13 protein-coding genes are annotated in these 15030 nt (G+C 52.2%); 2 read left to right on the top strand and 11 right to left on the bottom strand.

Going from position 1 to position 15030, the window contains the following annotated elements:
• Positions 1 to 12: 12 nt before the first annotated feature.
• Positions 13 to 2547 (top strand): bifunctional aconitate hydratase 2/2-methylisocitrate dehydratase, encoded by a 2535-nt coding sequence (locus AC1931_RS04645; RefSeq protein ID WP_483876055.1) that lies wholly within the window; start codon positions 13 to 15, stop codon positions 2545 to 2547.
• Between the two features lie 74 nt (positions 2548 to 2621).
• Here the strand turns inward: AC1931_RS04645 and AC1931_RS04640 are convergent, their stop codons facing one another.
• Genes AC1931_RS04640 through AC1931_RS04630 form a run of 3 tightly spaced genes read right to left on the bottom strand, consistent with a single transcriptional unit; the run spans position 2622 to position 4006 of the window.
• Complete coding sequence (locus tag AC1931_RS04640; RefSeq protein ID WP_483876054.1) at positions 2622 to 3224, bottom strand: DedA family protein; 603 nt, start codon at positions 3222 to 3224, stop codon at positions 2622 to 2624.
• Positions 3224 to 3787: an HD domain-containing protein gene (locus tag AC1931_RS04635; protein ID WP_483876053.1), complete on the bottom strand. Its 564-nt coding sequence runs from the start codon at positions 3785 to 3787 to the stop codon at positions 3224 to 3226. The genes AC1931_RS04640 and AC1931_RS04635 overlap by 1 nt, the downstream gene beginning before the upstream one ends.
• Before the next feature lie 24 nt (positions 3788 to 3811).
• The gene (locus AC1931_RS04630) at positions 3812 to 4006 is read right to left on the bottom strand and encodes a ferredoxin (RefSeq protein ID WP_483876052.1); all 195 of its coding nucleotides are present in this window, start codon (positions 4004 to 4006) and stop codon (positions 3812 to 3814) included.
• A 159-nt stretch (positions 4007 to 4165) separates the two neighbouring features.
• Between AC1931_RS04630 and AC1931_RS04625 the strand changes: the two genes are divergently transcribed.
• Positions 4166 to 5674 carry a sensor histidine kinase gene (locus AC1931_RS04625; RefSeq protein WP_483876051.1) on the top strand — a complete coding sequence of 503 codons (1509 nt, stop codon included), beginning with the start codon at positions 4166 to 4168 and terminating at the stop codon, positions 5672 to 5674.
• Between the two features lie 41 nt (positions 5675 to 5715).
• On the opposite strand, the gene AC1931_RS04620 is transcribed toward AC1931_RS04625, so the two are convergent.
• From AC1931_RS04620 to AC1931_RS04585, 8 genes are all read right to left on the bottom strand, one after another.
• Entirely contained in the window at positions 5716 to 6225 is a 510-nt protein-coding gene (locus tag AC1931_RS04620; RefSeq protein ID WP_483876050.1) for a peptidylprolyl isomerase, read from the bottom strand.
• 103 nt (positions 6226 to 6328) lie between these two features.
• On the bottom strand, positions 6329 to 8521 hold the full coding sequence (locus AC1931_RS04615) for an EAL domain-containing protein (protein WP_483876049.1): 2193 nt from the start codon (positions 8519 to 8521) through the stop codon (positions 6329 to 6331).
• 111 nt (positions 8522 to 8632) lie between these two features.
• Positions 8633 to 9043, bottom strand: a complete 411-nt coding sequence (locus AC1931_RS04610) for a hypothetical protein (RefSeq protein WP_483876048.1) — start codon at positions 9041 to 9043, stop codon at positions 8633 to 8635.
• Positions 9040 to 10233 carry a vWA domain-containing protein gene (locus tag AC1931_RS04605; protein ID WP_483876047.1) on the bottom strand — a complete coding sequence of 398 codons (1194 nt, stop codon included), beginning with the start codon at positions 10231 to 10233 and terminating at the stop codon, positions 9040 to 9042. The genes AC1931_RS04610 and AC1931_RS04605 overlap by 4 nt, the downstream gene beginning before the upstream one ends.
• Before the next feature lie 5 nt (positions 10234 to 10238).
• Positions 10239 to 11300: a hypothetical protein gene (locus tag AC1931_RS04600; RefSeq protein ID WP_483876046.1), complete on the bottom strand. Its 1062-nt coding sequence runs from the start codon at positions 11298 to 11300 to the stop codon at positions 10239 to 10241.
• Positions 11301 to 11462: 162 nt separating this feature from the next.
• Entirely contained in the window at positions 11463 to 12698 is a 1236-nt protein-coding gene (locus tag AC1931_RS04595; protein WP_483876045.1) for an HDOD domain-containing protein, read from the bottom strand.
• Positions 12699 to 12779: 81 nt separating this feature from the next.
• Positions 12780 to 14156, bottom strand: coding sequence for a HipA domain-containing protein (locus AC1931_RS04590; protein ID WP_483876044.1), 1377 nt, complete (start codon positions 14154 to 14156; stop codon positions 12780 to 12782).
• A 169-nt stretch (positions 14157 to 14325) separates the two neighbouring features.
• A complete protein-coding gene (locus AC1931_RS04585; RefSeq protein WP_483876043.1) occupies positions 14326 to 14991 on the bottom strand; it encodes a TIGR04211 family SH3 domain-containing protein in 666 nt (221 codons plus the stop codon).
• Positions 14992 to 15030 lie beyond the last annotated feature (39 nt).

Here is a 15030-nt window from a genome sequence, read left to right as displayed (position 1 = left end):
CGGAGGAGAGAGATGCTTGACGCTTATCTGAAGCACGAAGAGGAAAGAAAGGCCCAGGGGATTCCTGCGCTACCATTAAGCCCTGAACAGACATCAGGTCTGTGCGAGCTATTGCAGAAGCCTCCAGCGGGTAAGGAAGAATTTTTGTTGCACCTGCTGACCGAGCGGGTTTCACCAGGCGTGGATCCTGCTGCTGAAGTCAAGGCGGCATTTCTGGCAGATGTGATTACCGGTTCTAAAACGTCACCGTTGATTGATCGGGTCAAGGCTGTTCAGATTCTTGGGACCATGATTGGCGGTTATAATGTGGATCCTCTGATCAATGCCCTGAAAGACAAGGAACTTGCCGAACACGCCGCTAATGCGTTGTCCGCCATGACCTATGTCTATGATGCTGCTGAGCAGGTCATTGAGCTGTCAAAATCAAACGCAGCAGCGAAAAAAGTAGTTCAGCGCTGGGCTGATGCTGAGTGGTTTACCGGCAAGCCGGCGATGCCTGAAGTTATTACCGTCAAGGTATTCAAGGTCGAAGGGGAAATCAATACTGATGATTTTTCGCCTGCAGGTGATGCCTGGAGTCGCCCGGATATTCCTTTGCACGCCCTGGCTATGGGGAAAACCCGTTTTCCCGGTGGTATTCAGGAAATTGCCAAGTGGCGCGCCGAAGGTCACCAGGTGGCCTTTGTTGGCGACGTTGTCGGAACCGGTTCCTCGAGAAAATCTGCCTGTAACAGTGTTTTGTGGTGTATCGGTGATGATATTCCTGCCGTACCTAACAAACGTCGTGGCGGCGTTATTATCGGAGGAGTTATTGCCCCGATCTTTTTCAACACCGCCCAGGACTCAGGTGCCTTGCCATTGCGCATGGACGTCAGTAATCTGAATATGGGTGATATTATCACCATCAATACCGCCAAAGGTGAAGTTGCCGACGCTGCTGGTAAGGTGATCACAACCTTTGAGATCAAGCCCTCTACGGTTCCGGATGAATATCGCGCTGGTGGCCGGGTGCCATTGATTATCGGCCGCGCTCTTACCGGGGTTGCTCGCAAGGCTCTTGGACTGGAAGCTTCAGCGCTGTTTGCGCAAGTTCAGAATCCTGAGCCTAAACCGGGTCAGGGTTATACCCAGGCACAGAAGATGGTTGGTCGTGCCTGCGGTGCTGCCGGGATACTGCCCGGCAGTTCCTGCGAACCCAGAATGACGACGGTTGGCTCGCAGGATACGACCGGACCCATGACCGCTGATGAGTGGAAAGAACTTGCCTGTCTGCGCTTCCAATCGCCCATGGTGATGCAGTCGTTCTGCCATACTGCCGCCTATCCCAAGCCGGCAGATATCAAAATGCACAAAACCCTGCCACAGTTTATCGCCGAGCGCGGCGGTGTTCCCTTACGTCCCGGTGACGGCGTTATCCACAGCTGGCTGAACCGTCTGTTGGTTCCCGATACGGTTGGTACCGGTGGCGATTCCCACACCCGCTTCCCGATTGGTATCAGCTTCCCTGCCGGATCCGGTCTGATTGCCTTTGCCGGTGCCCTTGGCTTTATGCCACTGGATATGCCGGAATCAGTGCTGGTACGCTTTAAGGGTCAATTAAACGAGGGTATTACCTTGCGTGATGCCGTCAATGCGATTCCCTACTGGGCGATCAAACAAGGACTGTTGACCGTCCCCAAGAAGAACAAGGTCAATATCTTTAACGGTCGTATCCTCGAAATGGAAGGTCTTCCCGATCTGTCCGTCGAACAGGCCTTTGAACTGACGGATGCAGCTGCTGAACGCTCAGCGGCTGCCGGTTGCATCCAGTTGTCGGAAGAGAGCGTCTGTGCTTATCTGCGTTCGAATATTGCCCTGATGGAGCGGATGATCAAGGATGGCTACCAGGATGCAGAGACGCTGCGCAACCGGATTGATGCCGTCAAGGATTGGCTTAAGGATCCGAAATTGATCCGTGCCGATTCTAATGCTGAATATGCCGCTGTTATCGAAATCGATCTGGCCGAGATTACCGAACCGATTCTCGCGTGCCCCAATGATCCCGATGATGTCAAGCTTCTTTCAGAAGTCCAGGGCACCTCAATCCAGGACGTTTTCATTGGTTCCTGCATGACCAATATCGGTCATTTCCGCGCCGCCGCTGAGATCTGGCGTGGTGAGAAGTTCAACCCCAACGTACGTACCTGGGTTTGTCCACCGACCCGTATGGATCAGGAAAAACTCAAAGAAGAAGCTGTTTTTTCCATCTTCAGTGCCAAAGGGGCACGGCTTGAAATTGCCGGTTGTTCGTTGTGCATGGGGAACCAGGCACGGGTGCCGGATAAGGTCAATATGTACTCAACCAGTACCCGGAACTTCGATGATCGCATTGGTGATGGCGCTCAGGTTTATCTGGGTTCGGCTGAACTGGGTGCCGTTGTTGCAAATGTCGGTAAATTGCCGACTCCGGCTGAGTACCTTGCGGTTTACAAGGAGTGTATTGCTCCTAAAGCAGGACAGATTTACCAGTATCTGCAGTTTGATGAGATGGAGGGTTACGGGGCCTGATCCCTTGACCTGATAAAACATGTCAGCAAAAAGGCCACTCTTTTTAAGAGTGGCCTTTTTGCTGTGAGCGGTACTTACTTGAACAGCTTTTTAACCTGGTAATGCACCAGTACGATAAGCAGCAGTAAAAAGACTGCCAGTCCAAAACGTACACCCATGGTCTGCGCCTGTTGCAGACTGCTGCCGCCAAGATAGCCGAGTCCCGGGTAACAAATACCCCAAAGGATCGAACTCGTCAGGATGTAGCCGGTCGCGGCCCGCCGGGGCATTTGTGACAGACCGGCAACAAATGGAACAATTCCGCGGATCGGACCCAGAAACCGTGCAAAAAACAAACTTTTGCCGCCATGTGTGAGGAAAAATCTCTGTGCGTAGCTGATCATCTTTCGCCGACGGCGAAAAAAACGCATACGCAAAAAGATGCCACCATAGCGTTTCCCCAGCCATAAGCTGAGCAGGTCACCGAGCAGAGCACCAAGGCCAGATACCAGGATCAGGGTAGCCAGGTTGCCTTTGCCGGCAACAATGAGAAAACCGGCCAGAACGATGATCGTGCTGCCGGGAACAAGCAGACCAGCAACCGGCAGGGACTCTGCGAAGGCGACAAAAAAGATCAGAAAATGATATTTGCTGCCGGCAGGAAGAAACACGAGCATTTGCTGGATCCAGGCTTCCATCAGCAACAATGTTCCGGTTCAAAATCGGCCCGCCAGCGATCAAAAATCAGTGCCTTGTCAGGACCGAAGCTTTTGAGTTGTTTACGTACACTGTCAATGTTTTTAACCGGGCTCAATCTGTTCGGATCTTTGGAGTAAAAGAGATCGGCATAGCAGATGATTTTCTCTTCCAGGGTTTCCGGGAGCATATCGCGCCTGGGCAAGGGCAGGTTGGTCTGCTCAATTTCCGCTGCCGTCAATCCCACTCCGGTATGACGTTCACAAACGCGCGCATGGTCGGGCAGCCCTAAATCTCTGAGCAACCGGGCACCAATGATGCCATGCTGCAGGTATGGAGCCTCACCGTGACAGCCGATGTCGGGGGAGTTGGTAAAGATCATGCCGATATCGTGCAGCATGGCAGCCTCAGCAATAAACTGCAGATCGGGGCTCTGTCCTCGCCGGCAAAGAGACCGGGCGATCGCCAGCGCCCGGCGGGACACCCGGCGGCTATGGTCAAGCAGGATCGTACGTGCCACCGGGTGGGACAGATAATAATGATCAATCAGATCGGCCGGTTTCAATCTTGTCGATATCACCACCAGGGTTTATTCATCGTCCCAGGTGATACAGGCTACCGGACAATTGTCCATTGCTTCCTCAATCTTCTCGATACTGTCGCCTTTGGGATCAAGAATGCCGGCTTTATGTTCCGAGACCATATGAAAAACCTTGGGACTGATCCGGGTACAGGTTTCACAGCCGATACAAACGTCTTGATCGAGATAGAGCACTTTTGCCATAAGGAAATCCTTTGATGATATTTATTGAAGACGGCTTCGAACACAACAGGTTCGTCTATTATTACCTGTTCAAGGGCACTTTGACAAACAAGATTCATTTTCCTGGTGAAATATGGTAGTGAACAGGAATTGTCATCACTGGCGTAGGGTTAAGTTGTTGTGAAAAAAAATGTCGGTTTACGTACTGAAATCCTTGTTACTCTGGCATTTCTTCTGGTTGCAGCACTGCTGCTGGGCGGGATACTGATGTTGCGCCTGACTGAGCAACGCCTGCTTGCGGAACGCTTGCGCCACCTGGATGAAACCGCCCGCTTTGTCGCAGTTGCTTTAACGGAACAGCAAAAGTCAGCAGATTTGTCTAACGTCAGCCTCTCACGCCAACGCCTGTTGAATAAACTGAGCGAGAATGCTTATTGCAGCGGCTGGTGGTTGTTTGATCAGGATCTCAATGTGCTGGAGTCCTTCAGTAGAGATGGACAAGCGCCGTTTCATATCCCCCGGCTTCAGCAGGTCAAGCTCACAGGAAATATGGAGTTGCGCGTCAATTTTCCTGCTCTGCTGAATCTGTTCGGTTCAACCCGTGCCGGGGTTCAGCTAGCGCTTCCCTTTTATGTTGATCAGCGCTTTGCTGGAGCGCTGGAAATGCACTTCAGTCTCGAGGATATCCGTCTGCAGTTGTTGGATGCTCTTAAGATCCTGCTGATCTATGTAGCGCTCTATGGTCTGGTTCTTATCGCTACCGGTTATTATCTGCTCCAGCGCAATATTATCAAACCGGCCAAACTGTTATTGCGGGCGACTCAGGATGTCGGACGAGGCAATTTGAACACCCGCCTGCCGATTGCCGGCCCGACGGAATTAGCGCAACTTGCCACGGCCTACAATGACATGGTGACGGCCCTGGATAAAAGTCAGGCGCAAACAAGTATACACATCGAAGAACTGAAAAATACCAATCGACAATTGCAGCAGGCCCGTGATGAGCTGATCCGCAGTGAAAAAATGGCATCAGTGGGGCAGTTGGCTGCCGGACTGGCTCATGAACTTGGTAATCCGCTGGCGGCGCTGATCGGCTATCTTGAGGTACTCAAAACCCGCCTGAATGTAGTCGATACGGATGTTGCGCAGCGGTGTCTGGCAGAAACCCAGCGGATTGATTATCTGGTGCGCGAGCTCCTCAACTTTGCGCGACCGGCGGATAAAAACAGCATTGACAGGGTCGACTGTATTGCTGAATTACGAGCCTGTCGGGAATTGCTCGCGCGTCAGGGCACTTTTAAAGAGGTACGCATCGATGATCAGTTGGCTGAGCTTTCTGCTATGGTACTGATCAATCGACAGAAACTTCATCAGGTTTATATCAATTTACTGATCAATGCCGTTCATGCCTGCGAAAAAAAAGGGAGGATTGAGCTGACCGCCGGTCGCGGACAGGACGATGTCTGGCTGCAGATCAAAGATGATGGCTGTGGTATCGCGGCAGGACATCTGCCCCAGATATTTGATCCTTTTTATACCACCAAGGCGCCGGGGGAAGGAACGGGTCTGGGGCTAACGATCTGCCACCGGATCATTGATGAGGCCGGTGGTCGCTTGCAGGTTGAGTCGTGTCCGGGGCAGGGGAGCGTTTTCAGGTTGGTTCTGCCATTGGCGCCGCATGGGGAGTAGGGATCGCTGCAAAGAGAAGGAACCTTCGCAGCGATTTTTTTTTACTCGACGATGGTGGTTTTTAAGATCATGACGGTATCTTTGGGAACGTCCTGATGGGGGCCTGAATTGCCGGTTGGTACCTTGGCGATAGTGTCAACAATCTCCATGCCGTCAGTGACCTGCGCAAAAACGGCGTAACCATAAGCGTTGGGCGTTTTCCCCTGGTGGTCGAGAAAGCTGTTGTCGACCAGGTTGATGAAAAACTGACTGGTGGCACTATCTACCACCTGGGTACGCGCCATGGCAATAGAACCGCGGACATTTTTAAGACCATTGTCGGCCTCGTTTTTAATCTGCTGGTTGGTCCCTTTTTGTTTCATGTCGGCAGTAAAACCACCCCCCTGGATCATAAAGTTAGGGATAACCCGATGGAAGATCGTCTGGTCATAAAATCCGTTGCGCACGTAGCTGAGAAAATTCTCGGTAGAGACAGGAGCTTTTTCCTGATTCAGGGCGATGGTGATCGACCCCTTGTTGGTTTCGATAATAACTCTTGGTTGCTGGCTCATATTTTTTCTCCTGTGAGATGGTGAAAAGGTTGACGCCGATAAATCCTTGTCAGGTAATTACTCAAGGTAACATCCCGTTATAAGGATCAGGGCCTTGCATGAATTAACTGCCGGTCTGTGGGATGCCGTTCTTGAGTAAATCAATGAATTGGTTACCTGGAATCGGGCGACTGAACAGATAGCCCTGGAAAATATTACATCCGTTATGTTTGAGAAAATCGAGCTCAGGGCGGGTTTCCACACCTTCGGCAATCACTTTAAGATAAAGGTGTTCGGCCATGGCGATAATGGTGGCAACAATGGCGGCGTCATTAGCATCGGTTTCAATGTCACGGACAAAGGACTGATCAATTTTAAGAATGTCCAGGGGCATTTTCTTCAGATAGGTCAAGGATGAATAACCGGTACCAAAATCATCAATTGAAAGTTGCAGCCCCAGTTTTTTCAATCCCTGCATTTTTTCAATAGTGTCGATAATATTGTCAATCACCAGGCCTTCCGTCAGCTCAAAGCAGAGCATGGTCGGGTCGACCCCGGTCTCATCCAGGATCGACTGAACCTGGCCGACAAACTCAGATTGACGGAACTGGCGGGGGCTGACGTTAATTGCAAGGTGAGTCAGGCCCAGTCCTTGATCGTTCCACTGTTTTAAATGTCGGCAGGCCGTCCGCAGCACCCACTCACCAATCGACAGAATCAAGCCACTGGCTTCGGCAATAGGGATAAAAGTACCGGGGGAAATAAATCCCTTGGTTGGGTGTGTCCAGCGAATAAGTGCCTCGGCTCCAAGAATGTTGCCATGATAATCGACTTGTGGCTGGAAATAGAGTGACAACTCGTCGCGTTCGATGGCATGGCGCAGTTCTTTTTCCAGGGCGAGACGATAGTCAGCAGCGGCCTGCATGCTTGGCAGGAAGAAGCGAATAGTATCGCGACCATCATCCTTCGCCCGGTACATGGCGGTGTCTGCATAGCGCAGGATGTCACTGCCGGTCTCGTAGCCGCCGTCAACGGACGGAAACATGGCGACCCCTATACTCGGGGTGATGTGCAGAATATTGTCACGAATGATATAGGGTTCGGTCAGACGTTCCTTGATGTTTTCAGCTTTGTGCTGGGCAGCCACCGTTGCAGTGCCTGAGTCCGTGCCAAGGTCTGATAAGAGAAGGACGAATTCATCCCCTCCCAGGCGTGAAATCGTATCCTCACTGCGCATATCCATTGCCAGTCGTTCGGCTACCTGTTTGAGGAGATCATCACCGATCGGGTGGCCGAGGGAGTCATTGATATTTTTAAAACGATCAAGATCCAAAAAGAGCATGGCACCATAGTGTCCATAGCGTCTGGCACGGGAGAGGTTCTGTTCCAGGCGATTGATCAGCAGGCGGCGATTCGGCAGTTCCGTCAAGGCATCATAATAAGCCAGGTATTCAATCCGTGCCTCAGCCTGCTTACGTTCGGTAATGTCGCGCAACGTGGCGCAGATTTTGTCAGCGTTTTCGCGCTCGTTACCCTGATAACTGGCATTGAGGGAACAGGGGATGTCCTGCTGGTTTTTGTCGCGCAGGTGGATCTCGAAATCACGAATCTGTCCGCTTTGATTGAGGAGGTCGAACAGCTCATCGCGCTCTTGTGCCAGGGGGAAAAGTCCCTCAACCTTGGTGCCGAGCAATTCATCACGTTTGAACGCTGAAATCCGGGAGATGGACGGGCTTATTTCCAGGATCACGCCGTTGCCGGCGAATTCGATGTAAACATCCTGGAGATTTTCAAAAATGGAGCGGTAGGTTTCTTCGCTCTTGCGTAGCTTGAAATGTGATTCATTGAGGTCATTGACAGCTTTCTGCAGGGCGGCGGTGCGGCGGGTGACTTCTTCTTCAAGGTGTTCCTGATAGGCGCGGTTTTCAATGATCAGGCGCGCGCGCTCAAGTTCCTGATTGATGGCATGCAACAGAACCGACAGGTCCTGAATCGGTTTGAGCAGATAATTCCATGCCCCGCGGTGGATTGCTTCAATGGCATCACCGATAATACCGGTTCCGGAAACGACGATGATCGGTGTGTCTGGAGATTCATTCTTGATTGTCCGGAGAACCTCGAGTCCATCCATCTCCGGCATGCGTAGATCACACAGAACCAGATCCGGTTTTTCGCGGCGAAAGACATCCAGTCCTTCACGCCCGTTTCTCGCTTCAATCACGTCAAAATCATGATCTTCCAGAAACAGCTGGAAGCTGTTGCGGATCTGATCTTCATCGTCAATGGTGAGGATTAGCGGGTTTTTTTGACGCCCCATGCATACAACCTTTTTATGAGAATGCTCATGATATTTTTCTACTATAGCACTATTGTAATTGAAATCAGCAAAAATATTCGAATCCATGGCCACGTTGCCCAGGCTTTTTGGCTACAGGTCGCCGGTCAGGTTCTGCAAAATAAAGAGTTTGGGATTGATGGTCGCAATCGCCTTAATCAGTTCTTGCAATTGGTCTGAATCGAGGTTTTCTTCCGTATCGGTGTCTTGGAAGTAACTGTACCCCCTGGGCAGCTGGCTGAAGTTTCCTTCGAATAACAGGGTCACGTCAACCAGGTCATTGACTCTGCCGCTGGCTTCCCAGGGGTCACGATAGTTGTACTGGCGGGCGGTAATCTGCAGGCCCAGTTTGTTAGGAAACAGCGCTTTGACCTCAAAGGAAAAATCACGGGGGGAGCCATAGTGGTCACTGCGCCCGGCGCGCCCTTTGACGCGCGCTCCCGCTACGCAGAGCATGGCGGTAATGCTGTCTTCTGACATGGGGACAGGTCGGTTAGTTGTCATGATGCCTCCAGTATCTTGTCAAGTCGCAATTCCAGCCCCCATGTTACCGGCTTTTGCCCCTCTGGCGATAGTACCCACAGGGTCGGAATGTCTGATGCTTCCGGGGCGGGGCCAAAGCCATCGGTCAGGTAGATAATTGCCGCAGGGCGGGGTTGCATTTGTCGGGCATAGTCGAAAATTGGACGCAGGTCGGTAAAACCGCCGCCACGAAAGACGTCGATCACAGCCGGATCGCCGTTAAAGGTCAAAATCTTCTGAATTCGGCTGCCGGCATAGAGGACAGTTATCCGGCTTTGCCGGGCCTGGGCAATTCTCAAGAGCTCTCCGGCAAAGGTTTCACGCAAGGGTTGGGTATCAGTGGAATCACTGACATCAATACCGACCACCAGGTTCAGGTACTGTTTTTTGCGGATTCCCGGCGTACTCTGATCAAAACGCCGATGGCCGCGCTTCCAGGTAGCGGTTTTGCCGACCCGACCGGCGCTGCCGATAAACTGGCGCAGTATCTGCTGCCAGGGGATGGTTGCCGGGGCGAGGTAGGAGTGGATCAGGGTCCGCAGATCGCCTGCTCCTTCTTCACCACTTTTATGCCAGGCCGATTGCACCATCTGGCGTACCACTTGTTCACTTAAGGAATCTGGTGTGCGCTCGGCGTCCTGCCAGTACTGGTGATCATCCAATGGTTGCAGTTGCTGAGCCTTAAGGGTTGCTGTTGACGTGGCGGTTGCCGGTTCGCCGGAGAAGTCGGCTGTGTGGTCGCCATCGCCATCACCGAGTTGATCCCCCAGCCGTGGCACCAGCAGGAGCTGGTCGTAATATTCTTCAGCGGCAAGGCCGGTAGCCAACTTCAGGCGTTCAGGGCGCGGCGCCTCGGCGGGCATGTTATCGATACCGGGATTAATGGCGAGGTCGCAGGCCAGATCCCAGAGCCTGGGGTGGCGATCTCTGCGCCGGCACGGGTGCAGATGAAGGATGTGTTTGACCAGATGTTCGAGCAGTGCCTGCTGCTCATCTGCGGAAAAACAGGAAAAATGCTGCGATGAAACCATCAGGGTCGGCAGGGCATCGATCAGGGTCACCGCAACCGCCTTGTGCCCCTGGTAGGGACGGCGACGAAACTGCAGGAGAAAATGACCGTAAAAGGGGCGTTGTTTCAGCAATCTGACAATCGTATCTTCAAGCTGGCGCATCGGCTTTACAGAGCATCCTGACTGATTTTACGGATCGTATCCAGAATCGCGGCATCGTATTTGTCCTGGCATAAAACCGTGGCGATGGTCGGGATCCGCAGCAAACTTTTAACCATGGCAAAACGCATATCGCGTGGCAGGATATCGATATAGGCGACCAGATGATCCTGTTCGGTTTCATTCAGGGACATCTGATGTTGCAGCAGGGAGGTCAATTCGTTGATGGTCGCCGCCTGGATATCGTCGCGTTGTTGTTCCGCCTGCTCGGCCACCTCGGGCCAGCGGTGCAGAATGTCGTGTGCACTCAAGGGACGCCTGCGCTGTTCAGTACACCATTGCAAAAAGGCCACGGCAGCCTCCTTGCCGATTACGCCGCTGTAGACTTCCATTTCCAGCTCTTTCGGGAAGCGACACTGCCGCCGCAGCGTGCTGACCATCTCCCAGGCGCGCTCAGAAGGTTCGACGTTCATATCGAAGCTGGCGTTATTAAGGGCCAGCAGGTGCTGGTGAGAACCAATAAAGTGACGCACCGATTGATCGAAATCAGCTTGTTGGGCATAGTGAGACCAGCAGGTGGCATCAGTTTCAACCTGAATGACCACCATGCGATCCAGCAGGGCGCGATCCAGCGGGGTGACCTGGTAGCTGCCATCAGGTGGGTTGATGGCGACCACGACCCGGTGTTGCGATGCTAGTTTATGGGTGTGTAGCGAGCGCTGTTGCCCTTGGGATGGCGGCTCAACAAACTGAAAAATCGCCTGAAGAGTGTCTTCCTGTTGAGCGCGATTGAGCTCATCACAATGAACAACCGTTGCTGCAGCGTTGTCGGCCGGCCACCAGGAAGGCCGGGACCAATGCATGGTCTCGTCTATCCGATAGGGAATACCGACCAGGTCACCAACCTCCATCTGTCCCAGACGTAAAGGGATGTAGCTGCGCTTGATCTCGCGACAGACCTGGATAATGCCGGCCGTTTTGCCGACACCACGATGACCAACGACACACGGGGTAAGGTCGGTCTTGGTCAGAATTTCTTTGAGCACAATCTTCATCTGTTCAATATTCATGGCCTACTCATTTTGGCTTGACTTGACATGTCCGGGGCAGCTAGTGACCCAATGATTGCAGAATATAGCAGGGCAGATAATTTTTTAATATGCCGGAAAGCACAGGCGAAAGTCAAAAGAGAGCCGGCAGTAGCGGATCGGCGGGTAACGGCCTAAAAGTCATCAGGTGGGGAGTTCGGTGAGTGTTTCCCGGGTTTTGTGTTTCAGCAGCTCAATGACTTCGTCATTAAGGTGAAAGCGCTCATAGCAGCTTTCGTGCAAGTCCGTATCGTAAGTTTCCTGGCGGGTGCAATAGTTGAACTGACAGGCAAGAATATTTCCTGCATAAGCGGCAGCGCTGACTTCCGGCTCAATCGGTGTGGCGCGAAGGTGGTGGTGTGAGCGGATGGCTTCGACCAGAAAAGGCGGCAGGCTCCACCATTGTGCCAGCATGGCGCCGATTTCAGCATGATCCGTCGTGTAAATGCTATGTTCAGCTTTCTGTAGAGACCATTGATTCGCTTCTGAAACTTCAATGGCCTGCTGGAACTTTTCCGGCAGGTAGTTAGCCAGCAGCAGTTTGCCTATATCGTGAAGAAGTCCGGCGATAAAAGCGCGATCCTGCATGCCGACATTGCTGCTGTGGGTCAGTTTGATGAGTAAACGGGCAATTGTTGCACTGGCTATCGAATGTTTTTTGAAGCGGTTGATATCAAACCCGGGCACTTTGTTGGTATCGGTTTTGACCGCCCGATAGACCGATTCCGACAATACCAGGTTCTCGACGATGTCTGTGCCCAGGACAATAATCGCTTTTTTAATCGAGTCGACAAGAAAGCGCTGACCAAAGAGGGCCGAGTTGCCCCAATGCAGCAAAGTCGCGGACAGGTTGACATCCTGACTGATGGCATCCGCCATTCCTTCAATATCGATGTCATCATCACTGATACAGGCGCGGACCTGACTGTAGGTTTCAGGCAGGGCTGGAAGCAGGGGAATGGTATTGATCAGTTTTTGCAACTCCAGGCCGTACTTGCGCTGATAATGCGCCTGTCGCAGGGCGTTACGGAGGATTTCCTTTAGTTCAATATCGATCCAGGGCTTGGGAATGATCTGCTGCGTATATCCTTGTGCTAAAGCCTGCAGGACCGTGGTGTGGCGGGGGTGACCCGTCAAAAACAGCCGAATCGTTGTCGGGTGGTGCCGGCGGATTTCGCTCAGCAGGTTGATGCCGTCCATCTCCTTCATAGGCGCGGCACTAACCACCAGATCAAATGGTTGATCCTGCAACAGCTGCAGCGCCTTGCTGCCGCTTGCAACAAAATGACACTCCCAGTCCTCGCATTGCAGCAATGTCCGCAGTGCTGTCAGAACCCCGGGATCTTCGTCAATAAAAAGAATGTTTGGTGTGTCATTCATCAATCAGATACCAGTAGACAACAAAAGGAAAAAGGGCGACGTAGAGGCCAGAAAATATCCTAGCACAAATGGCAAAAAAAGTTAATCCCTGTTTATGAAAAAATCTTGATCTGACTGGGGATTTCTGCCCCCCCGTTGTTGAAGTTGCAACAATTCACAGTTTTCAAAGCAGATCTGGCGAAAACCATCAGAGATGCGCTTATCAATAGCGGCACTCTTCCAGAACAGAATAGCAGCCTGGCGGGCTGCAGTTAGTTCGGCCTCCGCTTCTTTGCGCAGTGATGGTGGAGTGAACAGGCGTGCTGGAATCTCACCGGCAAGGGGTTCATAGATTGTCGGACGCATACCATAGGCCGGGGCCAGAAGGTAATTGTCTTTACTGTGCGGTAAAAATGAAATGTTGCCAAAGTGCTGGTTCGCATTGCCTATCATGTCGCTGAAGAGGGCCAGCCAGTGAAGTTTTCTGGCTTCACTGGGATGGATGATCCCTTGCTTTTTCAGGCGGGTTGCCGCTGATACCCAATCATCGCAGGGTTCCTGAATGCGAGTGTGCAGGGCGCGCAGGGAAATGACCGGCAGCCGCCCAAAAACACCACGGCGATCAAAACGTTTTATGCACAAAAAGGTCTGATTACCGCTGATCACCAGACGTGAGCGCGCGGCGTTCAAGCCGGCGATGCGAATTGCTTCAAGTGCCAGATGTTCACACACGAGCAGGTCAGCATAGCGTCTGGCCTCCTTGCTGTCTGCAGCCGGTGAAAATTTGACCAGCATCCGGCAGGGGGCGCCGCGTTCGTTGAGACAAACCGAGAATTTGGGTTGCTCCCCACTGAGTTGTAGCGGCACTGTTTCCCTGGCCAGGGTTTTAAGTGCCAGTTGCGGGTATTCAAGGGCCTGGTTGACAGGCTCAATCAGTTCGGGTGGATTGCGTACCAGCTCAAAATAGCGGGCCAGGGATTCTTCGCCCAGAATCAGGTTGCCGGGTCGATCCTCGCCACAACGACTGGTGGCAATCAGCATGTCCTCTTCTGTCCAGTCGGTGAGTCGCGGGGAAAGTTTAAGGTAATCGCCGTAGCGCAGAGCAAAAGCCCGCGCGCAATAGCCGTTAAAGAGTAAATCCTGGATTTGCCAGGGCAATTGATGGGAAATTTCACCACTGCAGGCAATGGACTGCCACCAGTATTGTCCGCCTTGCAACGGCGTTAGTTGGCCGTAAGGGTGAACGTCACCTTTGGCGTCGATACTGTACACCGGAAGACGATGAACCTCTTGCCCTGGTTTTTTGGGCAGTCCATAGCAGGTTGCGCGCCCCTTTCCCATCACAACTATTTCGTTCTGCATGCTGTTGATCAGTCGTGACAAGGTCGGTTGACTAATGCTGAGTTCGCGGATCAGTTCGCGCGACGTCATCACCCGATCCGCCAGTAGCTGTAACAATTGTTGTCGGTTGGTTTTCATGCCGCCCCTTTGATGAATATATAGATGGGGCTAAAGATACTGATCAGGGCCAGTAAATCAAGGATAAAAATATTTATTAGAATAAAAAAATAGTTATTTTTATAGAGACAAGCCAGGACCCGGGCGAGTCCCTGTGTCCTGACTTAAGTCACTGCCGGGAAGATGAGGATCAACGAGAAAAGCTGCGGGTTTTTTGCCGGGAAACCTTACCGATAAGCCAGCCGACCAAAAATACACCGGCACCGGCAAGAAACCACTGAATCATATTAGAGCGATGAAAACTGCTGTTTTCTTCGCGTAGCACTTGCACTTCACGATTCAGAGACTGGTTTTGCTCTTCGAGCAACTGATTGTTTTCATGAAGAGTCAGAACATCGGCAGAGCTTGCGCGCAAGTTTTCATACTCCTCGGTTATTCGCTGCAGATTGGTTCGCGTCTCTTCAAGCTGAACAACAAGATCGGCGGTTTCCGCCACGTCCGCATTCGCATGTTGCAGTTCGGTATATCGCGCCTGCAGTTGTCGATTGTCTTCTTCCAGGGCAGCGATTTGCGCTTGCAGCTGTTCAATAATGAGGGTATCCGGGGGGTCCGCGGTAATGTATTGTTTGGGTACGTAACCCTCTATTCCATCAGCGGTGCGCAGCTGGTAAAAGTTTCCCTGCTCAGCGAGAATAGTTACCGGGGCATTTGATAGCAGTCGCCCGAGGACCTGATAGTCATCGGTGGTGTTGCTGCGCACGGTTACAAGCAGCGTATCGGAAATATAGCGGGTTTCGGCCGTCGCAGTTCCGGCAACGAGTGTGGCCAGCAGACTAACAAATAATATCAATTTCATTGAGTCATCCTCTTGAACTATGGGAACCAATAAAGATGG

The sequence above is a fragment of the Pelovirga sp. C15f genome (assembly GCF_057178085.1).
This window is presented reverse-complemented; position numbering and strand designations above follow the sequence as displayed.

Excerpts from the sequence above, each read along its gene's own strand:
- AC1931_RS04645 (WP_483876055.1), top strand. The coding sequence starts at position 13 with ATGCTTGACGCTTATCTGAAGCACGAAGAGGAAAGAAAGGCCCAGGGG.
- AC1931_RS04640 (WP_483876054.1), bottom strand. The coding sequence starts at position 3,224 with ATGGAAGCCTGGATCCAGCAAATGCTCGTGTTTCTTCCTGCCGGCAGC.
- AC1931_RS04630 (WP_483876052.1), bottom strand. The coding sequence starts at position 4,006 with ATGGCAAAAGTGCTCTATCTCGATCAAGACGTTTGTATCGGCTGTGAA.
- AC1931_RS04620 (WP_483876050.1), bottom strand. The coding sequence starts at position 6,225 with ATGAGCCAGCAACCAAGAGTTATTATCGAAACCAACAAGGGGTCGATC.
- AC1931_RS04615 (WP_483876049.1), bottom strand. The coding sequence starts at position 8,521 with ATGGGGCGTCAAAAAAACCCGCTAATCCTCACCATTGACGATGAAGAT.
- AC1931_RS04610 (WP_483876048.1), bottom strand. The coding sequence starts at position 9,043 with ATGACAACTAACCGACCTGTCCCCATGTCAGAAGACAGCATTACCGCC.
- AC1931_RS04605 (WP_483876047.1), bottom strand. The coding sequence starts at position 10,233 with ATGCGCCAGCTTGAAGATACGATTGTCAGATTGCTGAAACAACGCCCC.
- AC1931_RS04600 (WP_483876046.1), bottom strand. The coding sequence starts at position 11,300 with ATGAATATTGAACAGATGAAGATTGTGCTCAAAGAAATTCTGACCAAG.
- AC1931_RS04595 (WP_483876045.1), bottom strand. The coding sequence starts at position 12,698 with ATGAATGACACACCAAACATTCTTTTTATTGACGAAGATCCCGGGGTT.
- AC1931_RS04590 (WP_483876044.1), bottom strand. The coding sequence starts at position 14,156 with ATGAAAACCAACCGACAACAATTGTTACAGCTACTGGCGGATCGGGTG.
- AC1931_RS04585 (WP_483876043.1), bottom strand. The coding sequence starts at position 14,991 with ATGAAATTGATATTATTTGTTAGTCTGCTGGCCACACTCGTTGCCGGA.